This window comes from Streptomyces mobaraensis, assembly GCF_020099395.1.
GTDB lineage: Bacteria > Actinomycetota > Actinomycetes > Streptomycetales > Streptomycetaceae > Streptomyces.
In genome coordinates this window covers 5218669-5232815 of record NZ_CP083590.1, presented here as the reverse complement: position 1 = coordinate 5232815, position 14147 = coordinate 5218669, and the positions used below count along the sequence as shown (strand labels likewise).

At 73.0% G+C, this 14147-nt stretch carries 19 protein-coding genes and 1 tRNA gene; 11 read left to right on the top strand and 9 right to left on the bottom strand.

Annotated features, from left to right (window positions below):
• Nucleotides 1-114 precede the first annotated feature (114 nt).
• From K7I03_RS22950 to K7I03_RS22935, 4 genes are all read right to left on the bottom strand, one after another.
• The gene (locus tag K7I03_RS22950) at nucleotides 115-363 is read right to left on the bottom strand and encodes a hypothetical protein (RefSeq protein WP_185940759.1); all 249 of its coding nucleotides are present in this window, start codon (nucleotides 361-363) and stop codon (nucleotides 115-117) included.
• A 238-nt stretch (nucleotides 364-601) separates the two neighbouring features.
• Nucleotides 602-784 carry a hypothetical protein gene (locus K7I03_RS22945; RefSeq protein ID WP_004951831.1) on the bottom strand — a complete coding sequence of 61 codons (183 nt, stop codon included), beginning with the start codon at nucleotides 782-784 and terminating at the stop codon, nucleotides 602-604.
• A 109-nt stretch (nucleotides 785-893) separates the two neighbouring features.
• A complete protein-coding gene (locus K7I03_RS22940; protein ID WP_185940644.1) occupies nucleotides 894-1592 on the bottom strand; it encodes a hypothetical protein in 699 nt (232 codons plus the stop codon).
• Nucleotides 1593-1630: 38 nt separating this feature from the next.
• A complete protein-coding gene (locus tag K7I03_RS22935; RefSeq protein WP_185940645.1) occupies nucleotides 1631-2017 on the bottom strand; it encodes a hypothetical protein in 387 nt (128 codons plus the stop codon).
• A gap of 186 nt (nucleotides 2018-2203) precedes the next feature.
• On the opposite strand from K7I03_RS22935, the gene K7I03_RS22930 reads away from it, so the two are divergent.
• Both K7I03_RS22930 and K7I03_RS22925 read left to right on the top strand, forming a co-directional pair.
• Nucleotides 2204-2824 (top strand): DUF6058 family natural product biosynthesis protein, encoded by a 621-nt coding sequence (locus K7I03_RS22930; RefSeq protein WP_398857757.1) that lies wholly within the window; start codon nucleotides 2204-2206, stop codon nucleotides 2822-2824.
• Nucleotides 2825-2931: 107 nt separating this feature from the next.
• The gene (locus K7I03_RS22925; protein WP_185940647.1) at nucleotides 2932-4011 is read left to right on the top strand and encodes a hypothetical protein; all 1080 of its coding nucleotides are present in this window, start codon (nucleotides 2932-2934) and stop codon (nucleotides 4009-4011) included.
• 75 nt (nucleotides 4012-4086) lie between these two features.
• Here K7I03_RS22925 and K7I03_RS22920 read toward each other — a convergent pair whose 3' ends face one another.
• Complete coding sequence (locus K7I03_RS22920) at nucleotides 4087-4275, bottom strand: hypothetical protein (RefSeq protein WP_185940648.1); 189 nt, start codon at nucleotides 4273-4275, stop codon at nucleotides 4087-4089.
• A 56-nt stretch (nucleotides 4276-4331) separates the two neighbouring features.
• A complete protein-coding gene (locus tag K7I03_RS22915; protein WP_185940649.1) occupies nucleotides 4332-4652 on the bottom strand; it encodes a DUF6233 domain-containing protein in 321 nt (106 codons plus the stop codon).
• A 101-nt stretch (nucleotides 4653-4753) separates the two neighbouring features.
• Between K7I03_RS22915 and K7I03_RS22910 the strand changes: the two genes are divergently transcribed.
• The gene (locus tag K7I03_RS22910) at nucleotides 4754-5416 is read left to right on the top strand and encodes an HAD family hydrolase (RefSeq protein ID WP_185940650.1); all 663 of its coding nucleotides are present in this window, start codon (nucleotides 4754-4756) and stop codon (nucleotides 5414-5416) included.
• Here the strand turns inward: K7I03_RS22910 and K7I03_RS22905 are convergent.
• Entirely contained in the window at nucleotides 5397-6638 is a 1242-nt protein-coding gene (locus K7I03_RS22905) for a transcriptional regulator (protein WP_185940651.1), read from the bottom strand. The genes K7I03_RS22910 and K7I03_RS22905 overlap by 20 nt on opposite strands.
• Before the next feature lie 863 nt (nucleotides 6639-7501).
• Here K7I03_RS22905 and K7I03_RS22900 point away from each other — a divergent pair.
• The 5 genes from K7I03_RS22900 to K7I03_RS22880 are packed head-to-tail and all read left to right on the top strand — an operon-like array spanning nucleotide 7502 to nucleotide 9863.
• Nucleotides 7502-7807 (top strand): hypothetical protein, encoded by a 306-nt coding sequence (locus K7I03_RS22900; RefSeq protein ID WP_185940652.1) that lies wholly within the window; start codon nucleotides 7502-7504, stop codon nucleotides 7805-7807.
• Nucleotides 7804-8148, top strand: coding sequence for a DUF6415 family natural product biosynthesis protein (locus K7I03_RS22895; RefSeq protein WP_185940653.1), 345 nt, complete (start codon nucleotides 7804-7806; stop codon nucleotides 8146-8148). The genes K7I03_RS22900 and K7I03_RS22895 overlap by 4 nt, the downstream gene beginning before the upstream one ends.
• Nucleotides 8145-8510, top strand: a complete 366-nt coding sequence (locus K7I03_RS22890; protein WP_185940654.1) for a DUF6415 family natural product biosynthesis protein — start codon at nucleotides 8145-8147, stop codon at nucleotides 8508-8510. Before K7I03_RS22895 ends, K7I03_RS22890 begins: the two co-directional genes overlap by 4 nt.
• A complete protein-coding gene (locus tag K7I03_RS22885) occupies nucleotides 8495-8995 on the top strand; it encodes a hypothetical protein (protein ID WP_185940655.1) in 501 nt (166 codons plus the stop codon). Before K7I03_RS22890 ends, K7I03_RS22885 begins: the two co-directional genes overlap by 16 nt.
• A complete protein-coding gene (locus K7I03_RS22880; protein ID WP_185940656.1) occupies nucleotides 8982-9863 on the top strand; it encodes a Scr1 family TA system antitoxin-like transcriptional regulator in 882 nt (293 codons plus the stop codon). The genes K7I03_RS22885 and K7I03_RS22880 overlap by 14 nt, the downstream gene beginning before the upstream one ends.
• A gap of 316 nt (nucleotides 9864-10179) precedes the next feature.
• On the opposite strand, the gene K7I03_RS22875 is transcribed toward K7I03_RS22880, so the two are convergent.
• A tRNA-Val gene (locus K7I03_RS22875) sits at nucleotides 10180-10251 on the bottom strand.
• 426 nt (nucleotides 10252-10677) lie between these two features.
• Here K7I03_RS22875 and K7I03_RS22870 point away from each other — a divergent pair.
• The 3 genes from K7I03_RS22870 to K7I03_RS22860 all read left to right on the top strand — a co-directional run bounded on the left by K7I03_RS22870 (nucleotide 10678) and on the right by K7I03_RS22860 (nucleotide 13294).
• A complete protein-coding gene (locus K7I03_RS22870) occupies nucleotides 10678-11361 on the top strand; it encodes a DUF4097 family beta strand repeat-containing protein (protein ID WP_185940657.1) in 684 nt (227 codons plus the stop codon).
• A 125-nt stretch (nucleotides 11362-11486) separates the two neighbouring features.
• Complete coding sequence (locus tag K7I03_RS22865; protein ID WP_185940658.1) at nucleotides 11487-12980, top strand: hypothetical protein; 1494 nt, start codon at nucleotides 11487-11489, stop codon at nucleotides 12978-12980.
• A gap of 80 nt (nucleotides 12981-13060) precedes the next feature.
• Nucleotides 13061-13294 (top strand): FmdB family zinc ribbon protein, encoded by a 234-nt coding sequence (locus K7I03_RS22860; protein ID WP_185940659.1) that lies wholly within the window; start codon nucleotides 13061-13063, stop codon nucleotides 13292-13294.
• Between the two features lie 68 nt (nucleotides 13295-13362).
• Here K7I03_RS22860 and K7I03_RS22855 read toward each other — a convergent pair whose 3' ends face one another.
• The gene (locus K7I03_RS22855) at nucleotides 13363-14028 is read right to left on the bottom strand and encodes an O-methyltransferase (RefSeq protein WP_185940660.1); all 666 of its coding nucleotides are present in this window, start codon (nucleotides 14026-14028) and stop codon (nucleotides 13363-13365) included.
• Between the last annotated feature and the right edge of the window lie 119 nt (nucleotides 14029-14147).

Genomic DNA, 14147 nt, shown 5'->3' with positions numbered 1-14147 from the left:
TGTCGCGCCGGCGGCATCGCACGGGTGATCCGCGACCGCGGGGACATGGCCGGGGCGGGGCGGGCGCAGGGCTCGGGCAGGACAGGGCCGAGCAGGGCCGGGCAGGGCCCGGGTTCAGCGTCCGCGCCGCCACCGCAGCGGACCGGCGGCCAGCCAGTCCGCGCGCATCCGCTCGTACTCGCGGCGCTCGGTGGTGGTGAGCGCGCGTCCCCGGCGCTCCGACAGGAAGGCGCGGATGGCGCGGTTGATCTCCTCGGCGCACGACTGCCGGCGGACGGGCTGGTGGGCGGGCTGGTGAGCGGACTGGTGGACAGCCTGCTGGACGGGCTGTTGGACGGACGGACGGGAGGGGACCAGGGACATGCCGCCAGGCTAAGGGGGGCCACTGACAAACGGCCCATGATCCGGGGAGAGTTCAGGAGAAGCTCATCAAATCCTCATCAAGCGGGGCACGCGGACCGGCACAGCGGCCGTACCGCGCCTGCGGCCGTACCGCTCCCACACGGCCCTGCCCGGCCCACTCGCCTCACCCGCCGCCCGCACCCGCACATACCCGAACGCACCCGCACGCGCCCGCGCCCGAACCCACCCGCACCGGCCGTCACGCCGCCGTGCAGTACCGTCCCCGCCCCCGGGTGGCCGCGAGCCACTCGGTTCGCAGACGGGCGTACTCCTGCCGCTCGTCGCCGGTCAGCGCGCGGCTGCTGCGCGCGGCCAGGAAGCTGCGGATGGCGTGGTTGATCTCCTCGGGGCATGCGGGACCTGCGGTCCGGGTGTGGGACATGCGCCCAGATTACGAACGCACAGGAACCACCGCATCCGAATATCGCCCAGGCGAGCCGCCTCACACCGACGACCATCCCAATCCCCGGCCACCGATCACCGATCACCGATCACCGATCACCGATGGTCGCCACCGCGAACGCCAACCTCCGGTCCACCCAAGGGGCTTTGACGCGGAAGTCGGCCCCCTCCGACCGCATCACCTCCTCGTCCCCGGCCGTCCAGAGCAGCGTCCGGTCGCGGCGCGGCGCGTCACCGCCCTCGGCACCGAAGGAGAGCACCGAGTCGACGACGCCTCCGACGAGGCTGCCGGCGGCGTGGAGGGCCGCGTCCTGCCGGGAGAGGGCGGCCCACTTGTTGCGGCCGGCGATCTCGGGGTGCCCGGGCTGCTCGACACGCCAGGTGTGCCGCAGCAGCCGCCGCGCCGGCGGCACGCGCCGGACGCGCCCGATCTCCCGCCCCGCCGCGTCCCGTACCACGTAGCACCGCTCGTCGTACCGCTCGTCACCGCCGGACCGGTCACCGCCCTCACGCCCGACCGTGCACAGCACGCGCCGCGTCTCCCGGTCCTCGTACAGCACACTGGTGTCCGCGTCGGGGGCGACGATCAGGGCGCACGGCGGGAAGACGCGCCCCGCCCCCTCCCGCCGGGGCACGCGGACGGCCCTGGGCCCGAACACCGTACGGCCGCCCTTCGCGTCCTGCCGTTCCACCCCGCCGACGGTGAACGTGGTGACGTCCCGCCAGTCGAGAACCGGCGGCAGCGGCTCCCCGCCCCGCCCGCCCCGCGTCGTCCTTCCGAAAACCATCCCCCGACCCTAAACGGCCCGCTCCCGGGGCCGGCCGCTCAGTCCCACCGGTTGAACAGCACCGACCCGAGGTTCTCGGGCCGCCAGTAGGCGATCTGCTCCCGCTCGGCGCCGGAGAGGGCGGCCGCGTCGGCCTCCGTGAGCGGCGCCGACAGCCGCGCGGCGCTCAGCAGGGTGAACCCCAGGCCCCCGAGCCCGGAGGCCCACACGGGCGGCTCGCGGAACCCGCCCTGCCCGTCGGCGAAGGCGACCAGCGGATAGTGGGCGTTGAACAGCGCGACATGCCGCCCGGTCCGGTCGTCGGCCGTGGCACGGTGGAAATTGGCCGGGTACGCCGCTGCCGCGAACTCCCCGACGCGCGCTCGCCCCACCCGAGTCACGGCGTACCAGGCGGCCCGGCACTCCCGCGGTTCGACGACGGGCACGGCCGGTTCCCCCCGTCCCCGAAACCCGGTCACCCCCATCGCGACCGTGAACACCGCCTCACCCACCCCTCTCGCCACAGTCCCCCGGGCCGGAACGATACCGGCGCCATCCCCCACTCGAACGAACGATCGAATTCGCATACGATCATGGGCCGTCCCACCCCGAGAGGCCCCCAGGAGACGCCCGTGCCCACCCCCACCCTCCGGCGGCAGCTCGCCGACCGCTTCCTCGACGTCAACGGCGATCACCCGATGACGGCCGCGGACGACGCCTACGTCACCGAGCAGTTCGCCGTCCTGGACGAGCTCTGCGCGGCACACCGCCGGGACGCGGACGAGGTACGCGGACTGATGCTGGCCCGACGCCTGCCCCTCCCCTCGTACCTGCGGTCGGACGGCGCCGAGATGGTGCCGGCGGACCTCTTCGGCCTCGCCGAGGCGGCCGGGGGGCCGGACCGGCTGGAGGCGTGGTTCACCGGCCACTGGGCCGATCCGGCCGAGGGCCGGGCGGAGTGGGACGCCTACCTGAGCGGCCGGTACGTGTGCCTGCACTCCGTGCGCCCGGACACCATCCAGCGCAAGGAGTACTTGACGGCGGCGATCGGCGCCGCCCCCGGGGCCGCCGACGCCGGCAGCGCCCCCTGGTCGGCGCGCCTCCACACCCTGATCGACGAACTCGACGCACTGGAGCCCGCGTTCGCCCCCTACGACCGCCTCCGCTTCGGCGGCCCGACCTCCCGCGACATCTGCATCGACGCGATGCGCGCCCGCTTCCCCCGGCCGGCGGCGGAGGCGGCGGACGCGTAAGACCCCGCGCCCGCACCCGGCACACCGCACCCTCCCGCCCGGTCGATATTCGGTCGCCCCGCAAACCGGCGAACCACCATAATCCGGTGCGGGAGGGGAAGAACCACATGCTCGAGGTGATCGTCTGCGCGCGGTGCGACGCCGTGCTGTCCGCCCCCGTGTCGCGGGTCGCGCTGCCCGCCCACGCCGGCTTCTCGTTCGGTCACGAGCTGCTCCCCGTGCTCATGGAATCCGGTACGTACGCCGTGGACCCCGAACCGTCGGGCCCGCCGTGGCGGCGCTGGGACGAGATCGGACCGGAGGAGGCGGCGGCCCGGGGCGTGTACGCGCCGGTGCACAGCCTGTCGTACGGGCCGTCCGGCACGATCGTCATCGCGCCGGGCGACTCCCGGGGCACCGCCTTCGTCCCCGGACGGGCCGGGGGCTACTGCTGCGGGGTGTCGGGAGCGGACGGGCCCAACCTCGCCTGCGAGCACTGCGGCCAGGAGGTCGCGACGCTCGACGACGACTGCTCGATGTGGCAGGCGGTCTGGTTCCTCGAACACGCCGTCCGCCGACGCCCGTCCGGGACGGCCCGCCGGGCGGCCGACGGGAATCCCCCGTCGGCCGAACGGCCGGGCATACCTCCCGTCGACCCCGACGGATACTGGGACCTCCGCTGGGAGGCAGCGGCCGGCGCCGCGCTGGCCCACCTGCTGGCCGCCTCGGGCGGCAGCCCCGTCACCCTCCCCGACGGCCTCCTCACGGACATGTTCGGCCGCGCCGCCGACGCCCTTCTCCCACCGCCCGCCCCCGGGACCCCCGCGAAGCGGGCTGCCCTGGCCGGACCGGGCCTGCCCGCCCCCGGCCCCGCCGTCGACATCGCCCTGATCCCCCGGCACCCGCGAACAGGAGAGCCCTGCCCGCCGCCCGGCCGTGCGGGCACGCCACCGGCGACCGTCCCCCTGCCCGCCGAGATCTGGACGTATCTGGCCTTCACCGGCGACCGCCGCCTGGTCCAGGCGCCCGGCACCCTCCCCGACGAAGCCCTGCGCGACGACCCCCCGCCCCCGCGCCCCTGGCGCCTCTTCCGCCCGGAGTCGAAGGTCTTCCTCGCCACCCTGGCCCGGCTGCCGGCCGTCCGGCAGCCGTGGCTGCGCGCGATCCACGACCGCGTACGGGAACGGCCGTACGCGTCACCGTTCTAGGTTTCCCGGCGGCGTGCGAGGAGGCGGGAATCGTCCAGGGGCCCTTTCCCGGGCCCGTCACGCCCGCGGCCGGGCTCAGGTGGCCCGGGACGAGCAGTCGGCCACCCCGCCGCGGCGCCGTATCGCGTCCACCCACCGGGCCCGCAGCTCCTCGTACACCCGGCGCTCGGCCGGGGTCAGGGGGCGTTCGCGGTCGGCGAGGAACGCGCGGATGGCGCGGTTGATCTCCTCGGCGGGACACGACGGGCTCGGGGCGGCGGCCATGCTCCCGAGGCTAGCCCGGCCCCGCGTCGGGTGTCCCCGCCTCGCGCGTCCCCGCGTCACAGCAGCCCGGGCTCCGTGTCCGGCCGGCAGATCGGACAGGCCGGCGTCAGGCCGCCCGCGAGCGCGCCGAGCGCCTGCTCCCGGCTGATCGCCCGCCCCTGTTTGCCGGCCATGCCGCAGCCACCGACGTGCACGACGGTCTCCTGCCCGGCACGTCCGCCGCTGATCTCCCAGTCGGGTGTCGGAGGCGGGGGTGGCGGGGTTCGCACGGCTTCGGCTTCGAGCTCGGCGATCCGGCCGCGGACCCGCTTGAGGGTGTGGTCGAGCCACGTCTCCAAGGTCCGGAGACGGGGGAGTTCAGGCGGGAGATCGTACACGTGTGCGATATTAGCGGAAGCGGAACAATCACCTCCGTGACGGTTCGCGCCGTACGAAAGACCTCTGGCCGCAGAAGGGTGTCGCCCGTACGATGCACACCGTGATCAGAGCTGTGGTGTTCGATGTCGGGGAATGTCTCGTAGACGAGACCCGGGAGTACGGGACCTGGGCAGACTGGCTGGGCGTGCCACGGCACACCTTCGCCGCCATGTTCGGAGCCGTGATCGCGCAGGGCAGGGACTACCGAGAGACCTTCCAGGAGTTCCGCCCGGGTTTCGACCTCTACGAGCAGCGTGAAGCCCGTGCCGCTGCCGGACAGCCCGAGCACTTCGACGAGGCGGACCTGTACCCCGACGTCCGGCCCGCGCTCGCGCAGCTCCGGACCGATGGCCTGTGGCTCGGCATCGCCGGAAACCAGACCGTGCGGGCCGGCGGCATCCTGCGCGAGCTGTTCACGAAGGACGTCGATCTCATCGGCACGTCGGACGACTGGGGCGCATCGAAGCCCGACCCGGCGTTCTTCCACCGGGTCGCCGAGGTCGTCCCCTTCGAGCCCTCCGAAACCCTCTACGTCGGTGACCGGGTCGACAACGACCTCCGGCCGGCGATCGCGGCCGGCATGGAGACCGCGCTGATCCACCGCGGGCCGTGGGCGACTATCCAGTGGCGCACCGAGGAAGCGGAGAAGCTGCCGACTTTCCGGGTCGAAAGCCTGTCGGAACTGCCTCCATCTATCGCCGAGTTCAATGCGCGAGGGCGCTGACCGTCGTCTCCCACCCATACAGCCGGTCGTCCAGCTCGCGGACGCACCGGTCGTGCTGCCACCGTGCAAGGGATCGCCGTGCCTCCCGCACCCGATCCATGCCTGTCGCGTACCAGGTGATGGCGAGCTGGTCGAGAGCGAGGGCGGCGTACCTGCACGCGTCCTCGGGGCGTCCAGCGGCGGCTTCGACGCGGGCGAGATCCCCAAGGATCACAGTGCGCTGCTTGTCGCACCGCGACGAGAGGTCTTCGAGCACTTCACGAAGCGTTTCCCGCGCCTGCGGCAAGTGGCTGGCCTTCAGCTGGACGTTGCCCTTGAAAGCGGCCAGCCGGGTCTCGCTGAACCAGTCGAGCCAGGCGGGCGACGGCTGGGGCGACCCGGAGCGGAGCAGGTCTTCAGCGTGCCCGATGAGATGCAGGGCTGTGCTCGGGTGACCGCTCAGTGTCTCGCACTCCGCCTCGACGGCGTCCAGCCAGGCGAGGTACAGGGCCGAGGCTCGGCTCCTCCGAGCGTAGGCGCGGGCCGCCGTCAGCCGCTCGATCGCCTCCTCGCGCCGCCCCGCCCACCCCGGGATGAAGGCGCTGTGCGCGAGGATGGCGCTGCCGAGGAGCGCGTCGTCCGCCTCTCCCGCCGCTTGAAGGGCCCGCAGGAGGGTCTCGCCCGCCTGCTCCGGGCGCCTGAGGTCGAAGAACTCGATCCTTCCGCCGAGGAGGAAGGACTCGGCAAGGGCCGCTGCAATCGCCGCCCGTGTTGCGCCAGTTGACTCGGGTAGCAGTGCGCAGCCGAGGCCCGCGTGGGCGATGACGGCCGGATACAGAGTGGCTGGGGCGACGCTCCAGTACATGCGCCGGTGCGCCTGTACCACGGCCCTGAAGTCGTCTCCGATCGTGGCGGGTTGGATGGCGCCTGTCTGGGTGGGGACGGTCGACAGCCCTCGGCGGGCGGGCGCGGCAGGCGAGGGGCCGGGACCGGAGCGTGCCTCATCAGGCATCCACGGCGGCGTGAATCCGAGATCTTCGAGTCTCTGGCCCAGGAGGTCAACCAGCACGTGCCCGGCGTCAGGGTGCGGCCATGGAGGCGACGCCGATTCCCACCGTCGGATCTGCCGGACTCCTACCGGCACGCCGCGCCTCTGCATGGCGTCGCACAGGGCCTGTTGGGACCGGTAACCGGCAGCGACACGGGCGGCTTTGAGACGGACGTTGCCTACAGGGCGGGACACTCGATCACCTCGGTCGCCATCGTCGCCAACCGGACCTGAAGAGGCTATCCCTACGACATCTGATCACTCAGACGACCGTAGGAAAGTCCTCCCCACGTCCTCAGGAAGACCGCTCAAAGTCCTCGATTCGGCCCCGCGCAGGCGCGACGCTTCCGCCACCAACCCCTGTAGCTGCGAGGAGTCCCCTTCCATGCCCCCCGACCTGCACATCCCACGGCTAGCTCTCCGTCTCGACGCCGTGCGCGTCCCGCACAACATCGGTGTCCAGGTCCTCCGCATCCTGGGCGCTCGCAGTGGGGCGGTCGTCGAGCGCCGGGGACGTGCGCTCTACTGGTTCCTGCCCATCGGATCGGCACCCAGGTGGGACCTGGCCGGCACCCGTGCTCTGTCGGCCAGCGTATGGTGCGACACCGCCCGCCGCCCGGCCTGCATGACCCTGACCGATGCTTCGTGGAGAGTGCACCCCGGGGAAGGCCAGTGGGTCACCTGCACGGAAGCGCTTCGTGCAGCCGTAACGGACGCGCAAGCACGTGATCTTGTCGAGTGGTCCGTCCCATGTCGCCCGTGAGCCGCCGCGACGATCGGCACCTCACGGAGCCCTGTCAGCTCGGGCAGCACAGTAAGTGCCGCGGCGCCACGACGATCCGGCTCATCACCGGCGGGCCCTGCGACGGCGAGGAGTCGCTGCCCTGCACCTGCCCGTGCCACAAGCGGGGGCGGAGGTGAGGGCCGGCGCCGTCTGGATTCTCGCGCACGCCTCTTCGCCGGAGGCGGCCCGCGACCGTTGGGCGGCGGGGAAGCTTGCGGAGATCCGGACGAGGGCCTGGGAGGTCGTCGAGACGAGGTACTGCATCGTTGATGTCGTGCCCGTCGTACTCGCCCTGGGCCGTGCGGGGCGCCTCGGACCGGTCCTTACATACGCCGAGGAGAGCAGGCAGTGGTGGCTGGTCCCGCCGGGCCACGCGTCAGCCTTCGACGGGCTGGAGGGCGTCACCGTCCGGCCGCCGGGGTGGCCCCTACGCTGCCCGCCTCCTGGGGAGTCGCTGTGCGGCCGGGGATGGCTGGAGCCCCCGGACGGCACGGGCCGGCTGACCGCCCCCGTCACCCTGGCCGCCGCCCTGGCTCTGATCCCGGCCTCCCCGGTCCTCCGGGAAGGCGCGCACACATGATCACGACTCAGTCGCATCGACGTCTGAACCGTGCCCAGATCCGCACCGACCTGTGCAAGGCCGTCGACGCCTACGTCCTGATACCCCCGATCCATGAGACCGCCCGGCTCATCGCCCGGCTGACCCGTCACCTCACGGGCCTCATACGGCTGACCGAGCGCCAGGCCGCGGCCTGCGCCCCCGAGAGCGTCGATCGCTGGATGCGGCTGGCTTCGCTGGAGCGCGCCCGCGTGGCGCTGGGCAAGCGGCCCGAACCCGACGCCGAGGGCGCGGCGGATCATGCGCTCACCTTGTACTGGGCCCTCTTCGAACTGATCGACTATCTACGGGATCCGACATGACCATGAAGCGCCGGCCTTGGGCACCTGAACAGCTGGAGTACCTGTCCCGGGCGGAGATTGAGGCCGCCAGCGAGCAGGCGGTCAGGCACTTCTGTCATCCGCGCTTGGATCACGGTGAGCTGATCGAGCGGCTCACGGCCTACCTGATCGCGTTGGTGCGCATGGTGGAGCGCCAGATGGCCTGCCGCCCCAACGACGCCGCGACGGCCCGTGCGCACGCCGTGGAACAGGCCCGCAGGGTCTTGGGCAGGCCCCCGGTCCGCGGATGCAGGGAGGAAGCGCGCCACGTGCACGACCTCTCCGTCCGCGTCGACGCCTTGCTCCGCTGCCTACCGAAGGGCGAGAGGTGTCCGACCCGCTGACGTACGCCGAGCGGCGCGCGGCCGTCGAGTGGCTGGCCTCGCAGAGCTACGACGCTCTCCGCGTCCGCCGGGCATGGGCTCAGCAGCGGTCCGCGCTCGTCCGCGGGTCCGGCCCCCGGTTCGACACGGTCCGGATGCCCGCCCTTCTCGTCCGCCGGGCCGCCGGCGCGCGCGACCGCAAGAGCATCCAGGCCGCCCTGGCAGAGCACGGCATCACCACGGCAGTCCTGGCCGACGGCTGGCCCCGCGTCTACTACGCCCTCATCCCGCCCGGCACCCGCGAGCAGTGCGGGCAGTGGGGCGTTCCCGGCGTCGAGTGCCTGACGCCCACCTGTCGGGTGCCCCTCCCGGCGCCGAGCCGTACGGAGCTGCCGGGCGCGCACTGGGTGCTCCCCGCGCCCGCCGGCCCCGATGCCCTCTGTGACCCGGGCAGCCTCAGGCAGTTCCTCTCCGCCAGCCTTGGAGCCCCCCATGAACACTGTTGAAGCGGCGCCCGCCGCGCGGGCCGCCGCAGTCGTCGTCGGCGCCTACCTGCGGTTCCTCCGCGAGCGCATGGGCCGGACACTCCACGAGGCCGGACGCGCTGTTAGGCGCACCGCCAGCACAATCAGTCGGATCGAGACTCGTGGCGCGCTTGAGGTCACTGGGGCCGACGTCGATGTACTGCTACGGCTCTACGGCCTGCCGGCGACCCGCGTCGAGGCCGTCCACCAGCTCCTCGACGCCCGCGGCGAGATGCTGTACGACCCGGGCGACGGTTGGCACGACCGGCTCGCGGCGGTCGAGCGCATGGCCACAGCCATCAGCACGTACCAGGCGACCGTCATTCCTGCCGCGCTGCGGACCGCCGCCTACGATGCGGCACTGATGGTGATAGGCCGGGACCACTCCGCGCCCCTGCGCCGTCGTTTCCTCAAGGATCCGCCCCAGAGGCGACCTCCGGGGCTCTACACCGCCTTCCTGGACACCTCGGTGCTCCGACGGCCGATGGGAGGCCCGGAGGTCATGGCCGATCAACTCGACCACCTCCTGACGCTTCTTCAGTCGCGGCGGATTGGCCTACGGGTCGTGCCCACGGAGGCGGGCCCGGTCGGCTGGGACACCAACACCAGCCGCCTTCGGATGAGTGGGCTGCACCTGTACGTGACTGAGGGTTGGGGGCGGCCCCGGTACTCCGTGGGCGGTTTCGGGCGGCCGGAGGCGGGCCTGCCGCTGCGGAGGGCGGCACGGTTCGCGTTGGGGGGCGAGGAGACCGTCGAGGTGGTGCGTCAGGCCCGCACCCGGATGGCGATGGCTGTTCGACCCGAGACCCCAGAGCCTGACTCAGCGTCACCGTTCGTTGACAAAAGGTAATCGACCTGTACATGAACGAAGTGGTCCCATGATCGAGTGACCACCCCTGAGCGGCCGGGCGCACCTCGGAGGCGGCACCTTCGGCGCCCGGCACAGCGAGCCCTCTCCCACCCCCGGGAGGGGGCTCGCGTCTTACGGTCGGTGACCTGCGAAGACACCAAGATCATTTGGGAGGTATTGGGGAGGCGACGCCTTGTACTCACCTCGCCTTGAGGACGGGTGAGACCGTTCGCAGAACGGGGGGGGGGACAGCGAAGGCCCAGGACGGAGACTGCTCCGGCCTGGGCCTTCATGCTGTTGACGCTGACAGTGTCGGTGGGCACAGACGGATTTGAACCGCCGACATCCGCTTTGTAAGAGCGGCGCTCTACCGCTGAGCTATGCGCCCGCAATGAAAGGACAGCCTACATGTCCCCGGCGGCCACCCCGCAAACCCGTGGGTTCCGGCCGGATCGCCCGGGACCGCGCCCCGGGGGTTATCCCCACCCCCGATCCGGTGGAGCACGGTATGCCGGGCGGTGGGCGGCGGGCCGTACCGTGACGGGGTCGGGGCGGGGTCCAGGGGGGCCGTCCGAACGTACGGCGCGCACCGCGCGGTGCGACCGGCGCTCAGATCACGCAGGTCACTCAGGTCACGCAGGACACGGAGATCACCATGGTTCGACTCGCCCGACCCGTCCGTCTCGCCCGACCTGACCGTCCCGCTCGGCCCGTCCGTCCCGCTCGGCCCGTCCGTCCCGCTCGGCCCGTCCGTCTCGCTCTGCTGGTCGGCGGGGTGGTGGCCGCCGGGGTGGCGGTCGCCGGGTGCGGGTCGGTGGATCTTTCGGATGTGGAGCCGGAGCAGCAGTCGTTCGCGATCGCGGGCCGGACGCTGACCGTCGACACGGACAACTCCGCGGTCGAACTCGTCCCGGGGGACCGGAAGGACGTCAAGGTCACCCGATGGTTCGACGGGTGGTCGGTGGGCGGGTCCGTGAAGACCACCTGGGCGATGGAGAAGGGCGACGTCCTCAAGCTGCGGCAGCACTGCGACGGGATCAGCGTGCAGTGCAAGGGCAAGCACCGTATCGAGGTGCCGCGTGGGATGCGGGTGGTGGTCAAGGACGAGAACGGCGGGGTCACCTCCCGGGGGATCAAGGGCGACCTGCGGCTCGCGTCGGAGAACGGCGACATCGTCGTGCACGACGCCGACGGTCGGCTGGAACTGGTCTCGGAGAGCGGCGACATCCGCGCCGAGGACGGCATAGCCTCCCGCTCCGTCTCCGCCCGCTCCGAGAACGGGAACATCACCGTCCGGCCGGACCGCGTCCCCGACCGGGTGACCGGCGAGAGCGAGAACGGCGACGTCACCGTGCGGGTGCCCGACGGCTCGTACCGCGTCGACGCGCGCAGTGGCTCCGGACGGACGCGGGTCGGCGTCCCCCGCGACGCGGCGAGCCGGCACGTCGTCGGCGCGCGCAGCGAGAACGGCGACGTCACCGTGCGGACGGCGGAGTGAGCCGCGCGGAGTGACATCGCGGAGTGGACCGTGACCTGAGCGGCCACCGTCCTGTGTGATCGTCCCCAGCGGGTGGGACAATGGCCTCCGGGCCTGGGGCGATCAACGGGAGAGGCAGAGGGCACGTGACGGCTACCTTCGCGCAGTCCGTACGACCGGCCGGTCGGCTTGCCATATCCCAAGGGTCGGAACGGCGGGAAAGGTCGGGACGACCGGAAGGGTCCGGACGGCCGGAAAGGCCCCGGCGGCCCGAAAGGTCCCGACAGGCTGCCGCGTCCGCCCTCCGCGACGCCGTCGCCCTCGTCCTCCTGCCGCTGCCCCTCCTCGCCGCCGCCGTCGCCGTCACCGCCGCGGCGGCCCCGGCCGCGTTCGCCGGCGGCGGGACGCGGCGCTGGGGCTGGGGCCGGGGTGACGCGCAGCGGGCCGAGGCGCAGGCCGCGAAGGACGCGGCGGCCACGGCGTTCTACGAGCTGGACACGGCCCAGCGGGATCTGCGGATCTCCCTGGAGACGATCGCCGCGGTGGACTCCTCGCCCGCCGGCCGGCGCGCCGCCCAGGAGTTCGCGGCGCTGGGCGCCCGCATCGACGAGGTGTCGGGCGCGTACATCACCGCCGTCGACGCCCACGACCTGGACCGCGAGGACCTCGACTCCTCCGCCGCCGCCCGGGCCCGTACCGACCTCAACCGGGCGAAGGACGAGCTCGTCCGCGTCAAGGCAGACCTGGAACGGTTCGCGCAGGGGCTCGGGCCGCTGCTGGCCGCCGCCGAGGCGGAGCTGGCGCGGCTGGCCCCCGCCGTCGAACGGGCCCGGCAGGCGCTGCTCGCGGCGACCGAGGCCCTGGACGCGACGCGCGCCGCCGGGCTGCGGGCCGACGACCTGGCCGCCCGGCTCGCCGCGCTCTCCCCGGAGCTGACCAAGCTCAACCAGGGCGCCGGACAGCACGGCGTGGCGGAGACGATCGGCCGCGCGGAACGGGTCCTGCGCGAGGCCGACGCGATCCGCGAGGCCGCCGCGCAACTGCCGCAGCGCGCCGCCGAGATCGACAAGCGGCTGGTGTCGCTGCGCACCCGGGCCCAGGCGATCGCCACCCGCGCCACACAGGTGGTGCCCGTCCTCAGCGAACTCCGCCGCCGCTACAGCGCCGCCTGCTGGCAGGACCTCCAGCAGGTGCCCGAGGAGGCGCGGCAGGCCGTGGAACAGGCGGAGGCCAAGCTCGCCGAGGCGCGTACGGCCCGCGACGAGCAGCGGTGGCCGGACGCCACCGCCCTGCTGTCGACCGTCCGCGCGCTCCTGACGACGACCGACGCGTCCGTCTCCGCCGCCGGCGACCGGCTGCGGCGGCTGGACGAGGTCTCCGCCGACCGCCAACAGGAGGTCGAACGCACCCGGTTCGCCATCCGGGACGCCCAGCGCCTCGCCATGGCCGGCCGCAGCACCCCGGACCCCCGCCACGCGGCCCCCCTGGACGAGGCCGTGGCCCGTCTGGACCGCGCCGTGGCCGGCCTGGAGGGCCGCCACCCCGACTGGTGGCGCTTCCTGACGGAGACGGAGGCCGTACGGCAGTCGGTCGCGACCGTGGTCCAGACGATCCGCGAGGAACGCGGCGCGGGCCGCTGACCGACGGCGCCGGGCGGTCGGCCGACGGCCGGCGCCCGGACGGGGCTCCCCCGGCCGTCCCCCTCGTTATGCTGCCTGACATGCCTCGCTACGAATACCGCTGCAAAGCCTGTGGTGCCACCTTCGAACTGCGCCGGCCCATGGCGCAGTCGTCCGCGCCGGCCATGTGTCCTCAAGGGCACCTGGACAGCGTGAAGTTGCTGTCGACCGTCGCGGTGACCGGCGCGGCGTCCGCCGGGCCGTCGTCCGGGTCCTCCGCCGAGAGCGGTGGCGGAGGAGGCGGCGGGTGCTGCGGGGGCGGCTGCTGCGGCTGAGTGGCGGGACGCGACCGCAGCCGTACGGAGTGGGGTGCGCGCCCGTGACGGCCCGCGCACCCCGCCCGTCAGTCCCGCTTCTTGCGCGCCAGCGTCAGGCCGTCCGCCACCGTGAGCATGACCGCCTCCATCCGCCGGTCCGCCGCCACATGGTCGTTGAACGCCTTGACGCCCTCGCCCGCCGCCGACGCCGCGGGGGCGACGACCTCGCCGTGGAAGAAGACGTTGTCGGCGACGATCAGGCCGCCGGGGCGCAGCCGGGGGACGATCTCCTCCCAGTAGTCGACGTAGTGCTCCTTGTCCGCGTCCAGGAAGACGAGGTCGAGGTGCGGCTCGGCGGGGAGGGCGCGGACGGATTCCAGGCCGTCGCCCAGGCGCAGTTCGACGCGGTCGGCGACGCCGGCCTTGGCCCATGCCTCGCGGGCGTGGGCCGTCCACTCCTCCGAGATGTCGAGGGCGATCAGTCTGCCGCCGGGGGGCAGCGCCTGGGCCATGGAGAGGGCGGACAGGCCGGTGAAGGTGCCGATCTCCAGGATGTCGCGGGCGCCGGTCAGGCGGACCAGGAAGGCGAGCAGCGGGGCCTGCTCCTCCGCGACCTGGAGGTGCGCGCTGTCGGGCAGCAGCGAGCGGGTGGTCTCGACCAGGGCGCGCTGTACGGGGTCGAGCGGCGGATTGTGGTCGATCATGTACTCGTAGAGCTCGGAAGTGAGCGGACTGCTCTTGGACTCGGTCACGCGAGGCTCCTCGGGTCGCTGACGCCGCGCGGCGATGCGGCGCCCCGGCGGTGGTCACCGGGCCACTGGACCGTCGACGGCACAGGGGGGAAGGGCATCGACGCCGCGCGTCTCCCGCG